Here is a 16,612-nt window from a genome sequence, read left to right as displayed (position 1 = left end):
AGGCTTGCTGCGGCAAGCCTTTTTCTTTTCAAGATGCTTTGTAATCGAGAGCTTTCATGACTGAGCCACTGCGCATTGTCTTTGCCGGCACCCCGGAATTCGCCGCCGAACACCTCAAGGCCCTGCTCGACAGCCCTTACGAGATCGTTGCGGTCTACACCCAGCCGGATCGTCCGGCGGGGCGTGGGCAAAAGCTGATGCCGAGCCCGGTCAAGCAACTCGCCCTTGAAAACAATATTGCGGTGTTGCAACCCCCTACCTTGCGCAATGCAGACGCCCAGGCCGAATTGGCCGCGCTGAAGCCGGACTTGATGGTGGTGGTTGCCTACGGCCTGATCCTGCCGCAGGTGGTACTGGATATTCCGCGCCTGGGCTGCATCAACAGCCACGCTTCGCTGCTGCCTCGCTGGCGCGGTGCGGCGCCGATCCAGCGCGCCGTCGAAGCCGGCGATAGCGAAAGCGGCGTGACGGTGATGCGCATGGAAGCCGGCCTCGACACCGGGCCGATGCTGCTGAAAGTCATCACGCCGATCAGCGCCGAGGACACCGGTGGCAGCCTGCACGACCGTCTGGCCGAAATGGGTCCGCCCGCCGTGGTCCAGGCGATTGCCGGCCTCGCCGCCGGTATGCTGGAAGGTGAAGTGCAGGACGACAGCCTGGCCACCTACGCACACAAATTGAACAAGGACGAGGCGCGCATCGACTGGACGCGTCCAGCGGTTGAGCTGGAGCGTCTGGTTCGCGCTTTCAACCCTTGGCCGATCACCCACAGCACACTGAACGGCGAAGCGTTGAAAGTGCTGGCGGCGAACCTTGTCGAAGGGCAGGGCGCAGCGGGTGAAATTCTCGGCGCCAGCAAGGACGGGCTGATCGTCGCCTGCGGTCAGCAGGCCCTGTGCCTGACCCGCCTGCAATTGCCCGGTGGCAAGGCGCTGGCCTTCAGCGACCTGTTCAACAGCCGCCGTGAGAAATTCGCCATTGGCACCGTCCTCGGTCAAGCGGTGGACGCTCAATGAACCCGCGTCTAGCCGCCGCCAAGGCACTCGCCGCTGTCCTGAACGGAAAAGCCTCGCTCAACAGTTCACTGCCGACGCAACTGGACAAGGTCGAAGACCGTGATCGCGGCTTCACCCAGGATCTGGCGTTCGGCACCGCTCGCTGGCAGCCGCGCTTGTCGGCGCTGGCGGCCAAGCTGCTGCAAAAACCGTTCAAGGCTGCCGACGCCGATGTCGAAGCCCTGTTGCTGGTCGGTCTCTACCAACTGCTCTACACCCGCGTTCCGCCCCACGCCGCGATCGGCGAAACCGTTGGTTGCGCCGACAAGCTGAAAAAGCCCTGGGCCAAGGCCTTGCTCAATGCCGTACTGCGCCGCGCGCAGCGGGAAAGCGAAACCCTGCTGAGCGAGCTGGAACACGACCCGGTGGTGCGCACCGCTCACCCGCGCTGGCTGCAGAAGTCGCTCAAAGCCTTCTGGCCCGAGCAGTGGGAAGCCATTTGTGCGGCGAACAACGCGCACCCGCCCATGATCCTGCGGGTCAACCGCCGCCATCACAGCCGTGATGCCTACCTTGGGTTGCTCATTGAAGCTGCAATTGCCGCCAGTGCCTGCGTGTACAGTCGCGACGGCATCATCCTCGACGCAGCCGCCGACGTGCGCAGCCTGCCAGGCTTCGCCGAAGGCTGGATCAGCGTGCAAGACGAAGCGGCCCAACTGGCCGCCGACTTGCTGGATCTGGCGCCGGGCCAACGCGTGCTCGATGCTTGCTGTGCACCTGGCGGCAAGACCTGCCACATCCTCGAAGCCGAACCCAAACTGGCCGGCGTGGTAGCGGTGGACCTTGAAGCCAAACGCCTGGTACGGGTACGCGAGAACCTCGAACGCCTGAAATTGAGTGCCGAACTGATCGCCGCCGACGGCCGCGACACCGCCACCTGGTGGGACGGCAAGCCCTTCCAGCGCATCCTCCTCGATGCGCCGTGCTCGGCCACCGGCGTGATTCGCCGTCACCCGGACATCAAGCTGACTCGCCAGCCCGATGACATTGCCGCGCTGGCGTCGCTGCAAGGCGAATTGCTGGATGCCCTGTGGATGACGCTGGAAGTCGGCGGCATCCTGCTCTACGCCACCTGTTCCACGCTGCCGACCGAAAACACCGAAGTGATCGAGGCCTTCCTCGCTCGCACATCGGGCGCCCGCGAACTGGACCTGGCCACGACGGCCGGGATCAAGCAGCCCCATGGGCGGCAATTGCTGGCCCAGGAAGGCGGCCACGACGGGTTCTACTACGCCAAGCTGATCAAGATCGCCGCCGCACGCGGTTAAACGGATTCAACGGAGTGACTGGATGAAAATCATCATCCTCGGAGCAGGGCAGGTCGGCGGTTCGCTGGCGGAGCACCTGGCAAGCGAAGCGAATGACATTACCGTGGTCGACACCGACGGCGAACGCCTGCGGGATCTCGGTGACCGGCTGGACATCCGCACGGTACAGGGTCGCGGTTCGCTGCCGAGCATTCTGCGCCAGGCCGGCGCCGACGATGCCGACATGCTGGTCGCCGTGACCAGCAGCGATGAAACCAACATGGTGGCCTGTCAGGTTGCCCATACCCTGTTTCATACACCGACCAAGATCGCCCGCGTCCGTGAAGCGGCGTACCTGACCCGCAACGAACTGTTCGACAACGAAGCGATCCCGGTGGATGTGCTGATCAGCCCCGAGCAAGTGGTCACCAATTACATCAAGCGCCTGATCCAGCACCCGGGCGCCTTGCAGGTGATCGACTTCGCCGAGGGCAAGGCGCAGTTGGTCGCGGTGCGGGCCTATTACGGCGGGCCGCTGGTGGGCCAGCAACTGCGCCAACTGCGTGAACACATGCCGAACGTCGAAACCCGCGTGGCCGCGATTTTTCGTCGCGACCGGCCGATCCTGCCTCAGGGCGATACAGTGATCGAAGCGGACGACGAAGTGTTTTTCATTGCCGCACGGGCGAATATTCGTGCCGTCATGAGTGAAATGCGCCGTCTCGACGAGACCTACAAGCGTATCGTCATCGCCGGTGGCGGGCAGATCGGGGAACGCCTGGCCGAAGCCATCGAAAGCCGTTACCAGGTGAAGATCATCGAAATGAATCCGGCACGTTGCCGTCATCTCTCGGACACCCTCGACAGCACCGTGGTGTTGCAGGGCAGTGCCTCCGACCGTGACCTGTTGCTGGAAGAGAACATCGCCGACGCGGACATCTTCCTGGCCCTGACCAACGATGACGAGGCCAACATCATGTCATCGCTGCTGGCCAAGCGCCTGGGGGCGAAGAAGGTGATGACCATCATCAACAATCCGGCCTACGTCGACCTGATCCAGGGCGGCGACATCGACATCGCCATCAGCCCGCAACTGGCGACCATCGGCACCTTGTTGGCGCACGTGCGTCGCGGCGATATCGTCAGCGTGCACTCACTTCGCCGCGGTGCGGCTGAAGCCATCGAGGCCATTGCCCATGGCGATGCGAAATCGAGCAAGGTCATTGGCAAGGCCATCGAGAATATCGGCTTGCCACCAGGTACGACGATTGGCGCCATTATTCGCGATGAAGAGGTCATTATCGCGCACGATGACACCGTGATCGCCGCCGGCGACCATGTGATCCTGTTCCTTGTGGATAAAAAGCATATTCGCGATGTGGAAAAGCTGTTCCATGTCGGACTCAGCTTCTTCTAACTGATCGTTCCCACGCTCTGCGTGGGAATGCAGCCCGGGACGCTCCGCGTCCCAAAGCGGACGCAGAGCGTCCATTGAGGCGTTCCCACGCAGAGCGTGGGAACGATCACAAGAGGTGTCACCCATGATCGAATCCCTGGAAAAAATGCTCGCCAAGGGTGTGGATAACACATTGCTGCGCTTCGGCCTGGGCAAGGGTTACCTGGATCTTGGGGAAAACGCCAAGGCAGTTGAGCATTTCCAGCGCTGCGTCGAGATCGATCCGAAGTATTCGGCCGCCTGGAAACTGTTAGGCAAGGCTCATCTGGCGCTGGCGGATTTTGCTGCGGCGCGACAAGCCTGGGAGAAAGGCCTGTTAGCCGCCCAAAACCACGGCGACAAACAGGCCGAGAAGGAAATGACAGTATTTCTGAAGAAGCTCGACCGTCAGGCACACTGATCAGAGATAGCGCAAGCCATCCGACTCAGTACCAGCGTTCTTCACCCGGTGGACGCTTCTTGAAGCGCTTCATGCTCCACATGTACTGGCTCGGATACGCCCTCACATAGCGCTCGACGACCTGGCTCATGGCTGCACAAGAAGTGGCGGTATCGGTGCTATACATGGCCTCGGGCGCGGCTTCCAGGATCACCTTGTATCCCGAACCGTCCGGCAACCGCAGCGCATGCAGGAACACGCCAACCGCTTTGCCACCGGCGAGCATGTTCGGCACGAACTTGCTGGTCAACGCCTGGGTGGCGAAAAACGGCACGAAGATCCCGGCGGATTCGGCCGGTTCCGGGTCAGCGGGAATCCCCACTGCACCACCTTTGCGCACTTCCTTGATCACGCTGAGGATGCCTTCCTTGGTGGAGGCGGCCACCTTGTTGCCCAGCTGCACCCGTTGCTTTTGCAGCAATTCATCCACCGCTTTCAATTTCGGCGGGCGATAGAAAATGATCGGTTTGCACTGGCTGCAATAGAAGTGGTTGAGCACTTCCCAGTTGCCCAGGTGACTGGTGATGCCCACCACGCCTTTGCCGGAGGCGAGGGCGTCTTTCAATACGTCGAGGCCCTCCACTTCGCGGACCAGGTCAATGGAACGCTGGGCCGGCCAGATCCAGGCGCAGGCGCTTTCGGTCAGGGACTTGCCGATGTCCCTGAGGCTCTGGCCCACCAGGCGCTCACGCTCGGTGGGGTCCATGTCGGGAAAGCACTTGGACAGATTGATCCGCACCACGTCGCGGGAACGGTTCGGGGTTTTCCACATGACCCAGCCTATCGCCGAGCCCACGGCTTGTACTGCCCGCCACGGGAGCAGGGCAAACAGCCGCAGAGCGCCTACCAGCAAGGCGCCTTTCAACTTATCCACAGGTCACTCCTGATCTTGTGCTGTGCGCGAGGCGGCTATTCTAACCGCCGTTCGCCAGCAGCGCGTAGCGATCGCAATCCCGGGTATGGTCCATGACCATGCCCGAAGCCTGCATCAGCGCGTAGCAGATGGTTGGGCCAACGAAGGTGAACCCGGCTTTTTTCAAGCCTTTGCTCATCTCCACCGCCTCGGGCGTGATGGCCGGCACTTCGCTGCGATCCTTGAAATGATTGATCTTCGGCACACCGCCGACAAATGACCACAGAAACGCCACCGGGTCCTCCAGCGCCATCCAGGCCTGGGCATTGCGCCGGGCCGCATTGAGCTTGAGGCGATTGCGGATGATCCCCGGATCAAGCATCAATTCATCGATTTCCGCGTCGCTCATCTGCGCCACGCGCTGCACGTCGAAGCCGTACATCACCTGGCGATAATGCTCGCGTTTGCGTAGCACCGTGATCCAGGAAAGGCCGGCCTGGAACCCTTCGAGCAAAAGCAACTCGAACAATGCCTGCGCATCGCGTAGCGGCGTGCCCCACTCCTGATCGTGATAAGCCATGTACAGCGGATCTTCGGAACACCAAAAGCAGCGTGGCATAAGGCTCCAGGGGGCGTGCGCAGCAACGAATCGGGTATACTCCCGCTCTTTAAATCGCAGCCCAAGAAACAGGTGAATTTCGTGAGCCAGCCTACGCCAGCCGTGCGTACCTTCCAAGACTTGATCCTCGCCCTCCAGCAATACTGGGCCGAGCAAGGTTGTGTGGTACTTCAGCCCTACGATATGGAAGTAGGCGCCGGCACTTTCCACACCGCAACATTCCTGCGCGCCATTGGCCCGGAAACCTGGAACGCCGCTTATGTGCAGCCAAGTCGTCGCCCGACTGACGGCCGCTACGGCGAAAACCCGAACCGTCTGCAGCACTACTACCAGTTCCAGGTGGTGTTGAAGCCGAACCCGGACAACTTCCAGGAACTGTACCTGGGCTCCCTCAAGCACGTGGGCCTGGACCCATTGGTGCATGACATCCGCTTCGTCGAAGACAACTGGGAATCGCCGACCCTCGGCGCCTGGGGTCTGGGCTGGGAAGTCTGGCTCAATGGCATGGAAGTGACCCAGTTCACCTACTTCCAGCAAGCGGGCGGCATCGAGTGCTACCCGGTGACCGGCGAGATCACCTACGGTCTGGAACGCCTGGCCATGTACCTGCAAGGCGTGGACTCGGTCTACGACCTGGTCTGGGCTGACGGCCCGATGGGCAAGGTCACCTACGGCGACGTGTTCCACCAGAACGAAGTGGAGCAGTCGACCTACAACTTCGAACACGCCAACGTCGAAAAACTGTTCGAACTGTTCGATTTCTACGAGAGCGAAGCCAAGCGCCTGATCGAACTCGACCAGCCGCTGCCGTTGCCGAGCTACGAAATGGTGTTGAAGGCGTCCCACACCTTCAACCTGCTGGATGCGCGCCGGGCGATTTCCGTGACCGCGCGTCAGCAATACATCCTGCGTGTACGCACCCTGGCGCGTTCCGTTGCGCAAGCCTACCTGCTGGCTCGCGCCAAGCTGGGCTTCCCGATGGCGACCCCGGACCTGCGTGACGAAGTACTGGCCAAGCTGGAGGCTGCACAATGAGTGCTCTGGATTTTCTGGTTGAACTGGGCACTGAAGAGCTGCCACCCAAGGCCCTGAACACCCTGGCCGAGGCGTTCCTTGCCGGTATCGACAAGGGCCTGCAAGCTGCCGGCCTGAACTACGAGACCAAAACCGTCTATGCCGCGCCGCGCCGTCTGGCGGTGCTGATCACCTCGCTGGCCACCCAGCAACCTGATCGCAGCATCAACCTCGATGGCCCGCCACGTCAGGCCGCTTTCGATGCCGAAGGCAACCCGACCCAAGCGGCACTGGGCTTTGCCAAGAAGTGCGGGGTCGACCTGAGCGAAATCGATCAGAGCGGTCCGAAACTGCGCTACAGCCAGAGTATCGCCGGCAAGCCGACCGCGAGCCTGCTGCCGACCATCGTCGAAGATTCGCTGAACGACCTGCCGATCCCGAAACGCATGCGTTGGGGTGCGCGCAAGGAAGAGTTCGTGCGTCCGACCCAGTGGCTGGTGATGCTGCTCGGTGACCAGGTCATCGACTGCACCATCCTCGCCCAGAAGTCCGGCCGTGAATCCCGTGGTCACCGCTTCCACCATCCGGAAAACGTGCGTATCGGTTCGCCGTCCAGCTACCTGGCCGACCTGCGTGCCGCTTACGTGCTGGCCGACGCCAACGAGCGTCGCGACATCATCAGCAAGCGCACCGAAGAGCTGGCCACCCGTCAGGAAGGCACGGCGATCGTTCCGCCAGCCCTGCTCGATGAAGTGACCGCACTGGTCGAATGGCCGGTGCCGCTGGTGTGCTCGTTCGAGGAGCGTTTCCTCGACGTGCCGCAAGAAGCGCTGATTACCACCATGCAGGACAACCAGAAGTACTTCTGCCTGCTGGATGCCGACGGCAAGTTGCTGCCACGTTTCATCACCGTGGCCAACATCGAAAGCAAAGACCCGCAGCAGATCATCGCTGGTAACGAGAAAGTGGTTCGCCCACGCCTGACCGACGCCGAGTTCTTCTTCAAGCAAGACAAGAAGCAGAAGCTCGAAGACTTCAACCAGCGCCTGCAGAACGTGGTGTTCCAGGAAAAACTCGGCAGCGTCTACGACAAGGCCGAACGCGTTTCCAAACTCGCCGCCTACATCGCTGCGCGTATTGGCGGCAACGCTTCGTGGGCCGCTCGCGCAGGCTTGCTGTCGAAATGCGACCTGGCGACCGAAATGGTCGGCGAGTTCCCGGAGATGCAAGGTGTCGCCGGTTACTACTACGCCCTCAATGACGGCGAGCCGGAAGACGTCGCCTTGGCCCTGAACGAGCAGTACATGCCGCGCGGTGCCGGTGCCGAACTGCCAGCCACCCTGACCGGTGCGGCCGTGGCCATCGCCGACAAGCTCGACACCCTCGTGGGTATCTTCGGTATCGGCATGCTGCCGACCGGTAGCAAAGACCCGTACGCACTGCGCCGTGCCGCATTGGGTGTGCTGCGTATCCTCATCGAGAAACAACTGGATCTGGACCTGAACGACGCCGTGGCCTTCGCCGTGAATGCGTTCGGTGCCAAGGTCAAGGCAGCCGGCCTCAACGACGCAGTGCTGGAATTCATCTTCGACCGTCTGCGTGCCCGTTATGAGGATGAAGGCGTCGACGTGGCGACCTACCTGTCGGTTCGCGCCTTGAACCCGGGCTCGGCCCTGGACTTCGACCAGCGCGTGCAAGCGGTACAGGCCTTCCGCAAGTTGCCGGAAGCCGCGGCCCTGGCGGCGGTGAACAAGCGCGTATCGAACTTGCTGAGCAAGGTCGAAGGCTCGGTGCCGACCGTGGTAGAAGCCAAGTACTTCGACAATGCCAACGAGTTCTCCCTGTACTCGGCAATCCAGCAGGCTGACCAGGCCGTCCAGCCTATGGCTGCGGCGCGTCAGTACAGCGAATCGCTGGCACGCCTGGCCGCATTGCGCGAGCCGGTGGATGCGTTCTTCGAAGCGGTGATGGTCAACGCGGAAGACGCCAATGTGCGCGCGAACCGTTATGCACTGCTGGCGCGTCTGCGTGGCTTGTTCCTCGGCGTCGCCGATATTTCGTTGCTGGGGTAAGACTGATTGAAACTGCTGATTCTCGATCGGGACGGGGTGATCAATTACGACTCCGACGCTTACATCAAGTCGGTGGAGGAGTGGATTCCACTCCCCGGTTCGATCGAAGCCATCGCGCAGTTGAGCAAGGCCGGCTGGACGGTGGCGGTCGCCACCAACCAGTCGGGCATCGCTCGCGGCTATTACGATCTCGCCACCCTGGACGCCATGCACGAGCGCTTGCGCTCGCTGGTGGCCGAGCAGGGTGGTGAAGTCGGGCTGATCGTCTATTGCCCGCACGGGCCGGACGAAGGCTGCGATTGCCGCAAGCCCAAACCCGGGATGTTGAAAAGCATCGCCGCACATTACAACGTATCGCTGACAAATCTATGGTTCGTCGGCGATAGTCTCGGTGACCTGGAAGCCGCCAAAGCCGTCGATTCTCAGCCAGTTTTAGTTAAGACCGGGAAAGGCGAAAAGACTTTGGGCAAGACCCTACCGGCAGGCACTTTGATTTTCGACGATCTGGCGGCGATTGCCGCAGAACTTATCCACAATTAGAGCGCTTTCGACAGATCGGGAGTGCGCTTGAACAGTCGGGCATTGCCCGTAACGGTAAACGTCGCCATGTCGATACTGCAGGCCATCAGAACATTCCTCTTTTACCTGCTGCTAGGCACCAGCTCTTTGCTGTGGTGCAGCCTGAGTTTTTTTATCGCGCCATTTCTGCCGTTCAAGGCGCGCTATCGGTTCATCAACGTATATTGGTGCCGCTGCGCCTTGTGGCTGAGCAAGGTGTTCCTGGGTATTAGCTACGAAGTGAAGGGTGCCGAGAACGTGCCGGCACAGCCCTGCGTGATTCAGTCGAACCACCAGAGCACCTGGGAGACATTCTTTCTCTCAGCCTATTTCGAGCCATTGAGCCAAGTGCTCAAGCGCGAATTGCTCTACATGCCTTTCTTCGGCTGGGCCATGGCCATGCTGCGTCCGATCGCCATCGACCGGGACAACCCAAAAGCGGCACTCAAGCATGTCGCCAAGAAAGGCCATGAGTTGCTCAAGGATAACGTCTGGGTGCTGATTTTCCCCGAAGGCACACGCGTTCCCTACGGCACCATCGGCAAATTCTCACGCGGCGGTACGGCGCTGGCGGTCAATGCCGAACTGCCGGTCCTGCCGATTGCACACAACGCTGGCAAGTTCTGGCCGAAAGCCGGCTGGAAGAAGAAGCAGGGTGTCATCACCGTGATCATCGGCGCACCCATGTATGCCGAAGGTAGCGGACCACGCGCCATCGCCGATCTGAACGATCGGGTTCAGGCCTGGAACGAGCAGATGCAAAGGGAAATGGGCTCTCTGCCACCGGCCCCCAAAGCGCCGGTTGCCAACGATCAGGCGGTTGTCTGAGGTTCTGTGGATAACCTGTGTATCGTTTGTGAGAATAGCGCTCTGTTTTGTTTCTAACTTGATGATTTATATAGATATTTCTTAAACAGTAAAAAACCCGAAAAACGTGCATAAGTTTTTTTCGGGCGCAAAAAAACCGGCTCATATAGCCGGTTTTTTTATGCCTGTAATGTGGGTGTTTCACTCTTGCAGAAGATTTATTTTTTGACACAAAAAAGGCCAACGCGTGACGTTGGCCTTTTTCGTTTGGCGAGATACCCGCGATCAGAAGTCCAGGTTGGAAACCGCCAGGGCGTTGCTTTCGATGAAGTCACGGCGAGGTTCGACCGCATCACCCATCAGGGTGTTGAAGATCTGGTCCGCGCCAATAGCGTCTTCGATGGTCACTTTGAGCATCCGGCGCTGGCTTGGGTCCATGGTGGTTTCCCACAGCTGATCCGGGTTCATTTCGCCCAGACCTTTGTATCGCTGGATGGTGTGACGCTTGGTGCTTTCAGCCATCAGCCATTCAAGGGCTTCCTTGAACTCGGTCACCGGCTTCTTGCGCTCGCCACGCTGGATGTACGCGCCGTCGTCCAGCAGGGTGCTCAGTTGAGCGCCTAGCGAAACGACAGTCTTGTAATCGTTACTGCCGAAGAAGTCGCGGTTGAAGGTGACGTAGTTCGACAGGCCGTGGGAGATCAGTTCGACCTCTGGTAGCCAGACGTTACGTTCACGATCTTCACGCAGGCTGGCTTTGTATACCAGGCCGGACTTCTCGACGGTGCGCAAGCGAACTTCATACTGAGCCAGCCAATCTTGCATCGCTGCGTGATCGGACAGTTGCTCCATGCTCACCGCAGGCAGGTAGATGAAGTGCTCGGTCAGCTCCTGTGGGTACAGGCGCGACAGACGCTTGAGGGTCTTCATCACCAGACGGAAGTCATTCACCAGACGCTCAAGCGCTTCACCGGAGATACCAGGTGCTTCTTCGTTCAGGTGCAGGCTCGCATCTTCCAGGGCCGACTGGGTCATGTACTCTTCCATGGCCTCGTCGTCTTTGATGTATTGCTCTTGCTTGCCCTTCTTGACCTTGTACAGCGGTGGCTGAGCGATGTAGATGTAGCCGCGTTCGATCAGCTCCGGCAACTGACGGAAGAAGAAGGTCAGCAGCAGGGTACGGATGTGCGAACCGTCGACGTCAGCATCGGTCATGATGATGATGTTGTGGTAACGCAGCTTGTCGATGTTGTACTCGTCCCGGCCGATGCCGCAGCCCAGCGCGGTGATCAAGGTGCCTACTTCCTGGGAAGAGATCATCTTGTCGAAGCGCGCCTTCTCGACGTTCAGGATCTTGCCCTTCAGCGGCAGGATGGCCTGGGTCCGACGGTTACGTCCCTGCTTGGCGGAGCCGCCAGCAGAGTCACCTTCCACGAGGTACAGTTCGGAGAGGGCAGGGTCCTTTTCCTGGCAGTCAGCTAGTTTGCCCGGCAGGCCAGCGATGTCCAGCGCGCCTTTGCGGCGGGTCATCTCACGGGCCTTGCGCGCCGCTTCACGTGCACGTGCAGCGTCGATCATCTTGCCGACAACCAGCTTGGCTTCGTTCGGGTTTTCCAGCAGGAAGTCGGAGAAGTACTTGCCCATTTCCTGTTCGACCGCGGTCTTCACTTCGGAAGAGACCAGCTTGTCTTTGGTCTGGGAGCTGAACTTCGGGTCCGGCACTTTTACCGAAATGATCGCGGTCAGGCCTTCACGGGCATCATCACCGGTGGTCGCAACCTTGTGCTTCTTCGCCAGACCTTCGGCTTCGATATAGGTGTTGAGGTTACGTGTCAGGGCAGAACGGAAGCCCACCAGGTGGGTACCGCCGTCGCGCTGCGGGATGTTGTTGGTGAAGCACAACAGGTTCTCGTTGAAGCTGTCGTTCCACTGCAGGGCAATTTCTACGCCGATGCCGTCTTCACGCTGGATGTTGAAGTGGAACACCTGGTTGACCGGAGTCTTGTTGGTGTTCAGGTATTCAACGAACGCGCGCAAGCCACCTTCGTACTTGAACAGTTCTTCCTTGCCGCTGCGCTCATCCTTGAGGACGATGCCAACGCCGGAGTTGAGGAAGGACAGTTCACGAATCCGCTTGGCCAGGATGTCCCAGCTGAAGTGGATGTTCTTGAAGGTGTCAGCCGAAGGCTTGAAGTGAATCTGCGTACCGGTGGACTCGCTGTCACCGACAATTTTCATCGGCTCTTGCGGAACGCCGTGGACGTAAGTCTGTTCCCAGATCTTGCCGCTGCGGCGAACGGTGAGGACAAGCTCTTCAGACAGGGCGTTCACAACCGACACACCTACACCGTGCAGACCGCCGGATACTTTGTAGGAGTTGTCATCGAACTTACCGCCGGCGTGCAACACGGTCATAATGACCTCGGCTGCCGAAACGCCTTCTTCTTTGTGCACGTCTACCGGGATGCCACGGCCGTTGTCTTTAACGGTGATGGATTCATCCGGGTGAATGATGATGCTGATGTCGTCGCAGTGGCCGGCGAGCGCTTCGTCGATCGAGTTATCGACCACCTCGAACACCATGTGGTGCAGACCGCTGCCATCGTCGGTGTCACCAATGTACATACCGGGACGTTTGCGTACGGCATCCAGGCCTTTCAGCACTTTAATGCTCGTTGAGTCGTACGTATTTTCTTCGCTCAATGCCTTCACTCCCGATGGTCGTGGGTCTGGGTGATACGGCCCTGTTCCACGTGGAACAGGGCGACTGGCGTTTCCGTCTGCCAGACTTCCCTCAATAATTCGTGATCTACACAGGTGATAAACACCTGGCAGCGTAAGTCTTCCAGCAAGCGGCAAAGCGCGCGACGGTGCTGCTCGTCCAGTTCGGACGGCAAGTCATCCACCAGATAAATACACTGACCGCGACGGGCCTGGCTGACCAGGTGACCTTGGGCGATCCGCAATGCACAGACCACCAACTTTTGCTGTCCTCGGGACAGGATGTCCGCGGCATTGTGAGCGCCCAATCTGAGGCGCAAATCAGCACGTTGCGGTCCTGCCTGGGTATGCCCCATCTGCTGATCCCGCTGAAGGGATCCGGTGAGCACAGCGCTCAGTTCACGGTCTTTGTCCCAGCCCCGGTAATAGCTGAGCGTTAGACCCTCGAGCTCAACCAGTTCGCTCAAGGTCTGTTCAAATACCGGTTTCAAGGCTTTGATATAGGCGCGGCGGTATTCATCTATTTCAGCGCTGGCTTGGCACAGTTCCCTGTCCCAAACCGCTTGCGAAACGGCGTCAAGTGTACCATGCCGCAGCCAAGAGTTTCTCTGGCGCAGGGCCTTCTGCAGGCGTTGCCAGGTGGACATGAAACGAGGTTCCACGTGGAACACGCCCCAGTCGAGGAACTGTCGGCGAATCTTCGGCGCGCCTTCCAGCAAGCGGAAGCTGTCCGGGTTGATCAACTGCAGCGGCAGGATCTCGGCCAGTTGCGCCGCACTACGCGCGTTCTGTCCGTCGATCCGGATCTGGAACTCCCCCTGGCGATCCCGCGAAATGCCCAGGGCGCTGTGTCCGCCTTCGGCCAACTCGACCTGGCCAAATACCGTGCACGCCAATTGTTCGTATTGAATGACAGGCAACAATCGGGTGCTACGAAACGAACGAGCAAGCCCCAGCAGGTGAATGGCTTCCAGGACACTGGTTTTGCCGCTGCCGTTGGCGCCGTAAAGAATATTGATTCGGGGGGAGGGGGAGAAGGTCACCGGGTGCAGATTGCGCACCGCGGTGACCGAGACGCGACTTAGGGACATCTAGCTTCTGCTGAACATGATTACAGACGCATCGGCATGACGACGTAGGCCGAGTCGTCGTTGTCGGACTCTTGTACCAGCGCACTGCTGTTGGAGTCGGACAGGATCAGACGGACCTGCTCGGTGGTCATCACACCCAGAACGTCGAGCAAGTAGCTGACGTTGAAGCCGATTTCCAGGGAGCCGCCGTTGTACTCAACACCAACTTCTTCCTCCGCTTCCTCCTGCTCCGGGTTGTTCGCCTGGATCTTCAGCTGACCCGGGGCCAGTTGCAGACGGATGCCACGGTACTTCTCATTGGAAAGAATCGCCGTGCGGCTGAAGGCCTCGCGCAGCGCCTGACGATCACCGAGCACCAGTTTGTCGCCGCCTTTTGGCAGGACGCGCTCGTAGTCCGGGAATTTGCCATCGACCAGTTTCGAGGTGAAGGTGAACTCACCGGTGGTAGCGCGAATATGGTGCTGACCCAGGACAATGCTGACGATACCGTCTGGCTCGGTCAGCAAACGTGCAAGCTCAAGGATACCCTTGCGCGGTACGATAACCTGGTGGCGATCCGGCTGGCCGATATCAGCCTGCATCGAGCACATCGCCAAGCGGTGACCGTCGGTGGCCACGGCGCGAATAACGCCTGCGGAGACTTCCAGCAGCATGCCGTTGAGGTAGTAACGTACGTCCTGCTGGGCCATGGCGAAGCTGGTGCGCTCGATCAGGCGACGCAGTTTGCTTTGTTCAAGGCTGCACGTCAGCGAGCCCGGGCCTTCTTCAACGGTAGGGAAATCGTTGGCCGGCAAGGTCGAGAGGGTAAAGCGGCTACGGCCAGCCTTCACCACCAGCTTCTGTTCATCGACCTTGATATCGATCAGCGCATCGTTCGGCAGGCTTTTGCAGATATCCATCAGCTTGCGTGCAGGCACGGTGATGGAACCTGTTTCAGCAGGCTCTTCGAGTTGCACACGACCGACCAGCTCGACTTCCAGATCGGTACCGGTCAGCGACAGTTGCTGGCCTTCGACAACCAGCAGCACGTTGGAAAGCACCGGCAAGGTCTGTCGGCGCTCGACGACGCCTGCGACCAGTTGCAGGGGTTTCAACAGGGCTTCGCGTTGAATGGTGAAATGCATGGTCTAGTCCCTTGCCTTAAAAGCTGCGCTGGTGTTCATCAAGTGGTCAGTGTACGCAGCAGGTTCTTGTAGTCCTCGCGGATGTCCGCGTCGGATTCCTTAAGTTCGTTGATCTTGCGGCAGGCGTGCAAAACAGTCGTGTGGTCACGTCCACCAAACACATCTCCGATTTCCGGCAGGCTGTGGTTGGTCAGTTCCTTGGACAACGCCATGGCGACCTGGCGTGGACGGGCAACCGAACGCGAACGACGTTTGGACAACAAATCCGAGATCTTGATCTTGTAGTACTCAGCGACGGTGCGCTGAATGTTATCCACAGAGACCAGTTTGTCTTGCAGCGCCAACAGATCCTTCAGGGACTCGCGGATCAACTCGATGGTGATATCGCGACCCATGAAGTGCGAATGGGCGATCACGCGTTTGAGCGCACCTTCCAGTTCGCGGACGTTGGAGCGAATGCGTTGGGCAATGAAGAACGCTGCATCGTGTGGCAGTTCGACCTTGGCCTGGTCGGCCTTCTTCATCAGGATCGCGACACGGGTTTCCAGTTCCGGCGGCTCCACAGCTACCGTTAGGCCCCAGCCGAAGCGCGACTTCAGGCGTTCTTCAAGGCCTTCGATTTCTTTCGGGTAGCGGTCACTGGTAAGAATGACCTGCTGGCCACCTTCAAGCAGGGCGTTGAAGGTGTGGAAAAACTCTTCCTGGGAACGTTCCTTGCGGGCGAAGAACTGAATGTCGTCGATCAGCAACGCATCCACCGAACGGTAGAAGCGCTTGAATTCGTTGATCGCGTTCAGCTGCAGGGCCTTGACCATGTCAGCCACGAAACGCTCGGAATGCAGGTACACGACCTTGGCATTCGGATTCTTCTTTAATAGATGGTTACCCACAGCATGCATCAAGTGGGTTTTACCCAGACCTACACCACCATAAAGGAAGAGCGGGTTGTAACCGTGCTTGGGATTGTCCGCCACTTGCCAGGCCGCGGCCCGGGCCAGTTGGTTGGACTTACCCTCAACGAAGTTTTCGAAGGTAAAGGTGCGGTTCAGGTAGCTGGTGTGTTTGAGCGCGCCTTCAACCTGAACAGTGCGTTGCTCGGCGCGAACCGGAGCCTGTTGCGAACTGGCACCGGCCATGGGGTCGAAGCTGTCACGCGAAGGCTCAAGCTCGGTCTCAGCGGCTTTTTGCGTCGCACGCTTGGTCGGAGATGCAGGCGCAGCCACAGGCGCGGAAGCGGCCGCAGCAGCCTGAACCTGGGACGCCGCCGCGGCGGCCAGCGGCGCATTTGGCGCGGCGCGCGGAGCAGAGCTGCGTTTGCTGCCTATTAATAAGGAAAGCGCAGGTGCCATACCGTTGCCGTGCTCGTCGAGCAATTCCAGGACGCGACTCAGGTATTTCTCGTTGACCCAGTCCAGGACGAAACGATTGGGCGCATAGACACGCAGCTCGTCGCCTTCGGCTTCGACCTGTAGTGGACGGATCCAAGTGTTGAATTGTTGGGCAGGCAGCTCCTCGCGCAAAAGCTCCACGCACTGCTGCCAAAGTTCCACTGACAC

14 protein-coding genes are annotated in these 16,612 nt (G+C 59.7%); 8 read left to right on the top strand and 6 right to left on the bottom strand.

The features are described from left to right. Positions 1 to 56: 56 nt before the first annotated feature. The 4 genes from fmt (at position 57) to ACA054_RS00055 (ending at position 4,158) form a co-directional block, all read left to right on the top strand. Positions 57 to 1,016: a methionyl-tRNA formyltransferase gene (fmt, locus tag ACA054_RS00070; RefSeq protein ID WP_497687656.1), complete on the top strand. Its 960-nt coding sequence runs from the start codon at positions 57 to 59 to the stop codon at positions 1,014 to 1,016. After that, the gene (gene rsmB, locus ACA054_RS00065; protein ID WP_497687655.1) at positions 1,013 to 2,323 is read left to right on the top strand and encodes a 16S rRNA (cytosine(967)-C(5))-methyltransferase RsmB; all 1,311 of its coding nucleotides are present in this window, start codon (positions 1,013 to 1,015) and stop codon (positions 2,321 to 2,323) included. The genes fmt and rsmB overlap by 4 nt, the downstream gene beginning before the upstream one ends. A 22-nt stretch (positions 2,324 to 2,345) precedes the next feature. Continuing rightward, positions 2,346 to 3,719: a Trk system potassium transporter TrkA gene (gene trkA, locus ACA054_RS00060; protein ID WP_020798000.1), complete on the top strand. Its 1,374-nt coding sequence runs from the start codon at positions 2,346 to 2,348 to the stop codon at positions 3,717 to 3,719. A gap of 124 nt (positions 3,720 to 3,843) precedes the next feature. Continuing rightward, positions 3,844 to 4,158, top strand: coding sequence for a tetratricopeptide repeat protein (locus ACA054_RS00055; protein WP_497687654.1), 315 nt, complete (start codon positions 3,844 to 3,846; stop codon positions 4,156 to 4,158). A gap of 25 nt (positions 4,159 to 4,183) precedes the next feature. Here the strand turns inward: ACA054_RS00055 and ACA054_RS00050 are convergent, their stop codons facing one another. Both ACA054_RS00050 and tag read right to left on the bottom strand, forming a co-directional pair. Beyond that, positions 4,184 to 5,071, bottom strand: a complete 888-nt coding sequence (locus tag ACA054_RS00050; RefSeq protein ID WP_497687653.1) for a lysophospholipid acyltransferase — start codon at positions 5,069 to 5,071, stop codon at positions 4,184 to 4,186. 40 nt (positions 5,072 to 5,111) lie between these two features. Next, positions 5,112 to 5,669 (bottom strand): DNA-3-methyladenine glycosylase I, encoded by a 558-nt coding sequence (gene tag / locus ACA054_RS00045; protein ID WP_497687652.1) that lies wholly within the window; start codon positions 5,667 to 5,669, stop codon positions 5,112 to 5,114. Positions 5,670 to 5,750: 81 nt separating this feature from the next. Between tag and glyQ the strand changes: the two genes are divergently transcribed. The 4 genes from glyQ to ACA054_RS00025 all read left to right on the top strand — a co-directional run bounded on the left by glyQ (position 5,751) and on the right by ACA054_RS00025 (position 10,141). Further along, positions 5,751 to 6,704: a glycine--tRNA ligase subunit alpha gene (gene glyQ / locus ACA054_RS00040; protein ID WP_008155694.1), complete on the top strand. Its 954-nt coding sequence runs from the start codon at positions 5,751 to 5,753 to the stop codon at positions 6,702 to 6,704. Next, entirely contained in the window at positions 6,701 to 8,755 is a 2,055-nt protein-coding gene (gene glyS, locus ACA054_RS00035; RefSeq protein WP_497687651.1) for a glycine--tRNA ligase subunit beta, read from the top strand. The genes glyQ and glyS overlap by 4 nt, the downstream gene beginning before the upstream one ends. 6 nt (positions 8,756 to 8,761) lie before the next feature. After that, positions 8,762 to 9,295, top strand: coding sequence for a D-glycero-beta-D-manno-heptose 1,7-bisphosphate 7-phosphatase (gene gmhB / locus ACA054_RS00030; RefSeq protein ID WP_497687650.1), 534 nt, complete (start codon positions 8,762 to 8,764; stop codon positions 9,293 to 9,295). A gap of 66 nt (positions 9,296 to 9,361) precedes the next feature. Beyond that, positions 9,362 to 10,141 carry a lysophospholipid acyltransferase family protein gene (locus tag ACA054_RS00025; protein WP_497687649.1) on the top strand — a complete coding sequence of 260 codons (780 nt, stop codon included), beginning with the start codon at positions 9,362 to 9,364 and terminating at the stop codon, positions 10,139 to 10,141. A gap of 264 nt (positions 10,142 to 10,405) precedes the next feature. Here ACA054_RS00025 and gyrB read toward each other — a convergent pair whose 3' ends face one another. The 4 genes from gyrB to dnaA are packed head-to-tail and all read right to left on the bottom strand — an operon-like array spanning position 10,406 to position 16,612. After that, complete coding sequence (gyrB, locus tag ACA054_RS00020; protein WP_497687648.1) at positions 10,406 to 12,823, bottom strand: DNA topoisomerase (ATP-hydrolyzing) subunit B; 2,418 nt, start codon at positions 12,821 to 12,823, stop codon at positions 10,406 to 10,408. Positions 12,824 to 12,828: 5 nt separating this feature from the next. Further along, a complete protein-coding gene (gene recF, locus ACA054_RS00015) occupies positions 12,829 to 13,932 on the bottom strand; it encodes a DNA replication/repair protein RecF (RefSeq protein ID WP_497687647.1) in 1,104 nt (367 codons plus the stop codon). 20 nt (positions 13,933 to 13,952) lie between these two features. Then, on the bottom strand, positions 13,953 to 15,056 hold the full coding sequence (dnaN, locus tag ACA054_RS00010) for a DNA polymerase III subunit beta (protein ID WP_020797992.1): 1,104 nt from the start codon (positions 15,054 to 15,056) through the stop codon (positions 13,953 to 13,955). Between the two features lie 38 nt (positions 15,057 to 15,094). Beyond that, positions 15,095 to 16,612 (bottom strand): chromosomal replication initiator protein DnaA, encoded by a 1,518-nt coding sequence (gene dnaA, locus ACA054_RS00005; protein ID WP_497687646.1) that lies wholly within the window; start codon positions 16,610 to 16,612, stop codon positions 15,095 to 15,097.

It is taken from the genome of Pseudomonas sp. LBUM1653 (assembly GCF_059716115.1).
This window is presented reverse-complemented; position numbering and strand designations above follow the sequence as displayed.

Coding starts and splice junctions, on each gene's coding strand:
- fmt (WP_497687656.1), top strand. CDS start 57: ATGACTGAGCCACTGCGCATTGTCTTTGCCGGCACCCCGGAATTCGCC.
- rsmB (WP_497687655.1), top strand. CDS start 1,013: ATGAACCCGCGTCTAGCCGCCGCCAAGGCACTCGCCGCTGTCCTGAAC.
- trkA (WP_020798000.1), top strand. CDS start 2,346: ATGAAAATCATCATCCTCGGAGCAGGGCAGGTCGGCGGTTCGCTGGCG.
- ACA054_RS00055 (WP_497687654.1), top strand. CDS start 3,844: ATGATCGAATCCCTGGAAAAAATGCTCGCCAAGGGTGTGGATAACACA.
- tag (WP_497687652.1), bottom strand. CDS start 5,669: ATGCCACGCTGCTTTTGGTGTTCCGAAGATCCGCTGTACATGGCTTAT.
- glyS (WP_497687651.1), top strand. CDS start 6,701: ATGAGTGCTCTGGATTTTCTGGTTGAACTGGGCACTGAAGAGCTGCCA.
- ACA054_RS00025 (WP_497687649.1), top strand. CDS start 9,362: ATGTCGATACTGCAGGCCATCAGAACATTCCTCTTTTACCTGCTGCTA.
- recF (WP_497687647.1), bottom strand. CDS start 13,932: ATGTCCCTAAGTCGCGTCTCGGTCACCGCGGTGCGCAATCTGCACCCG.
- dnaN (WP_020797992.1), bottom strand. CDS start 15,056: ATGCATTTCACCATTCAACGCGAAGCCCTGTTGAAACCCCTGCAACTG.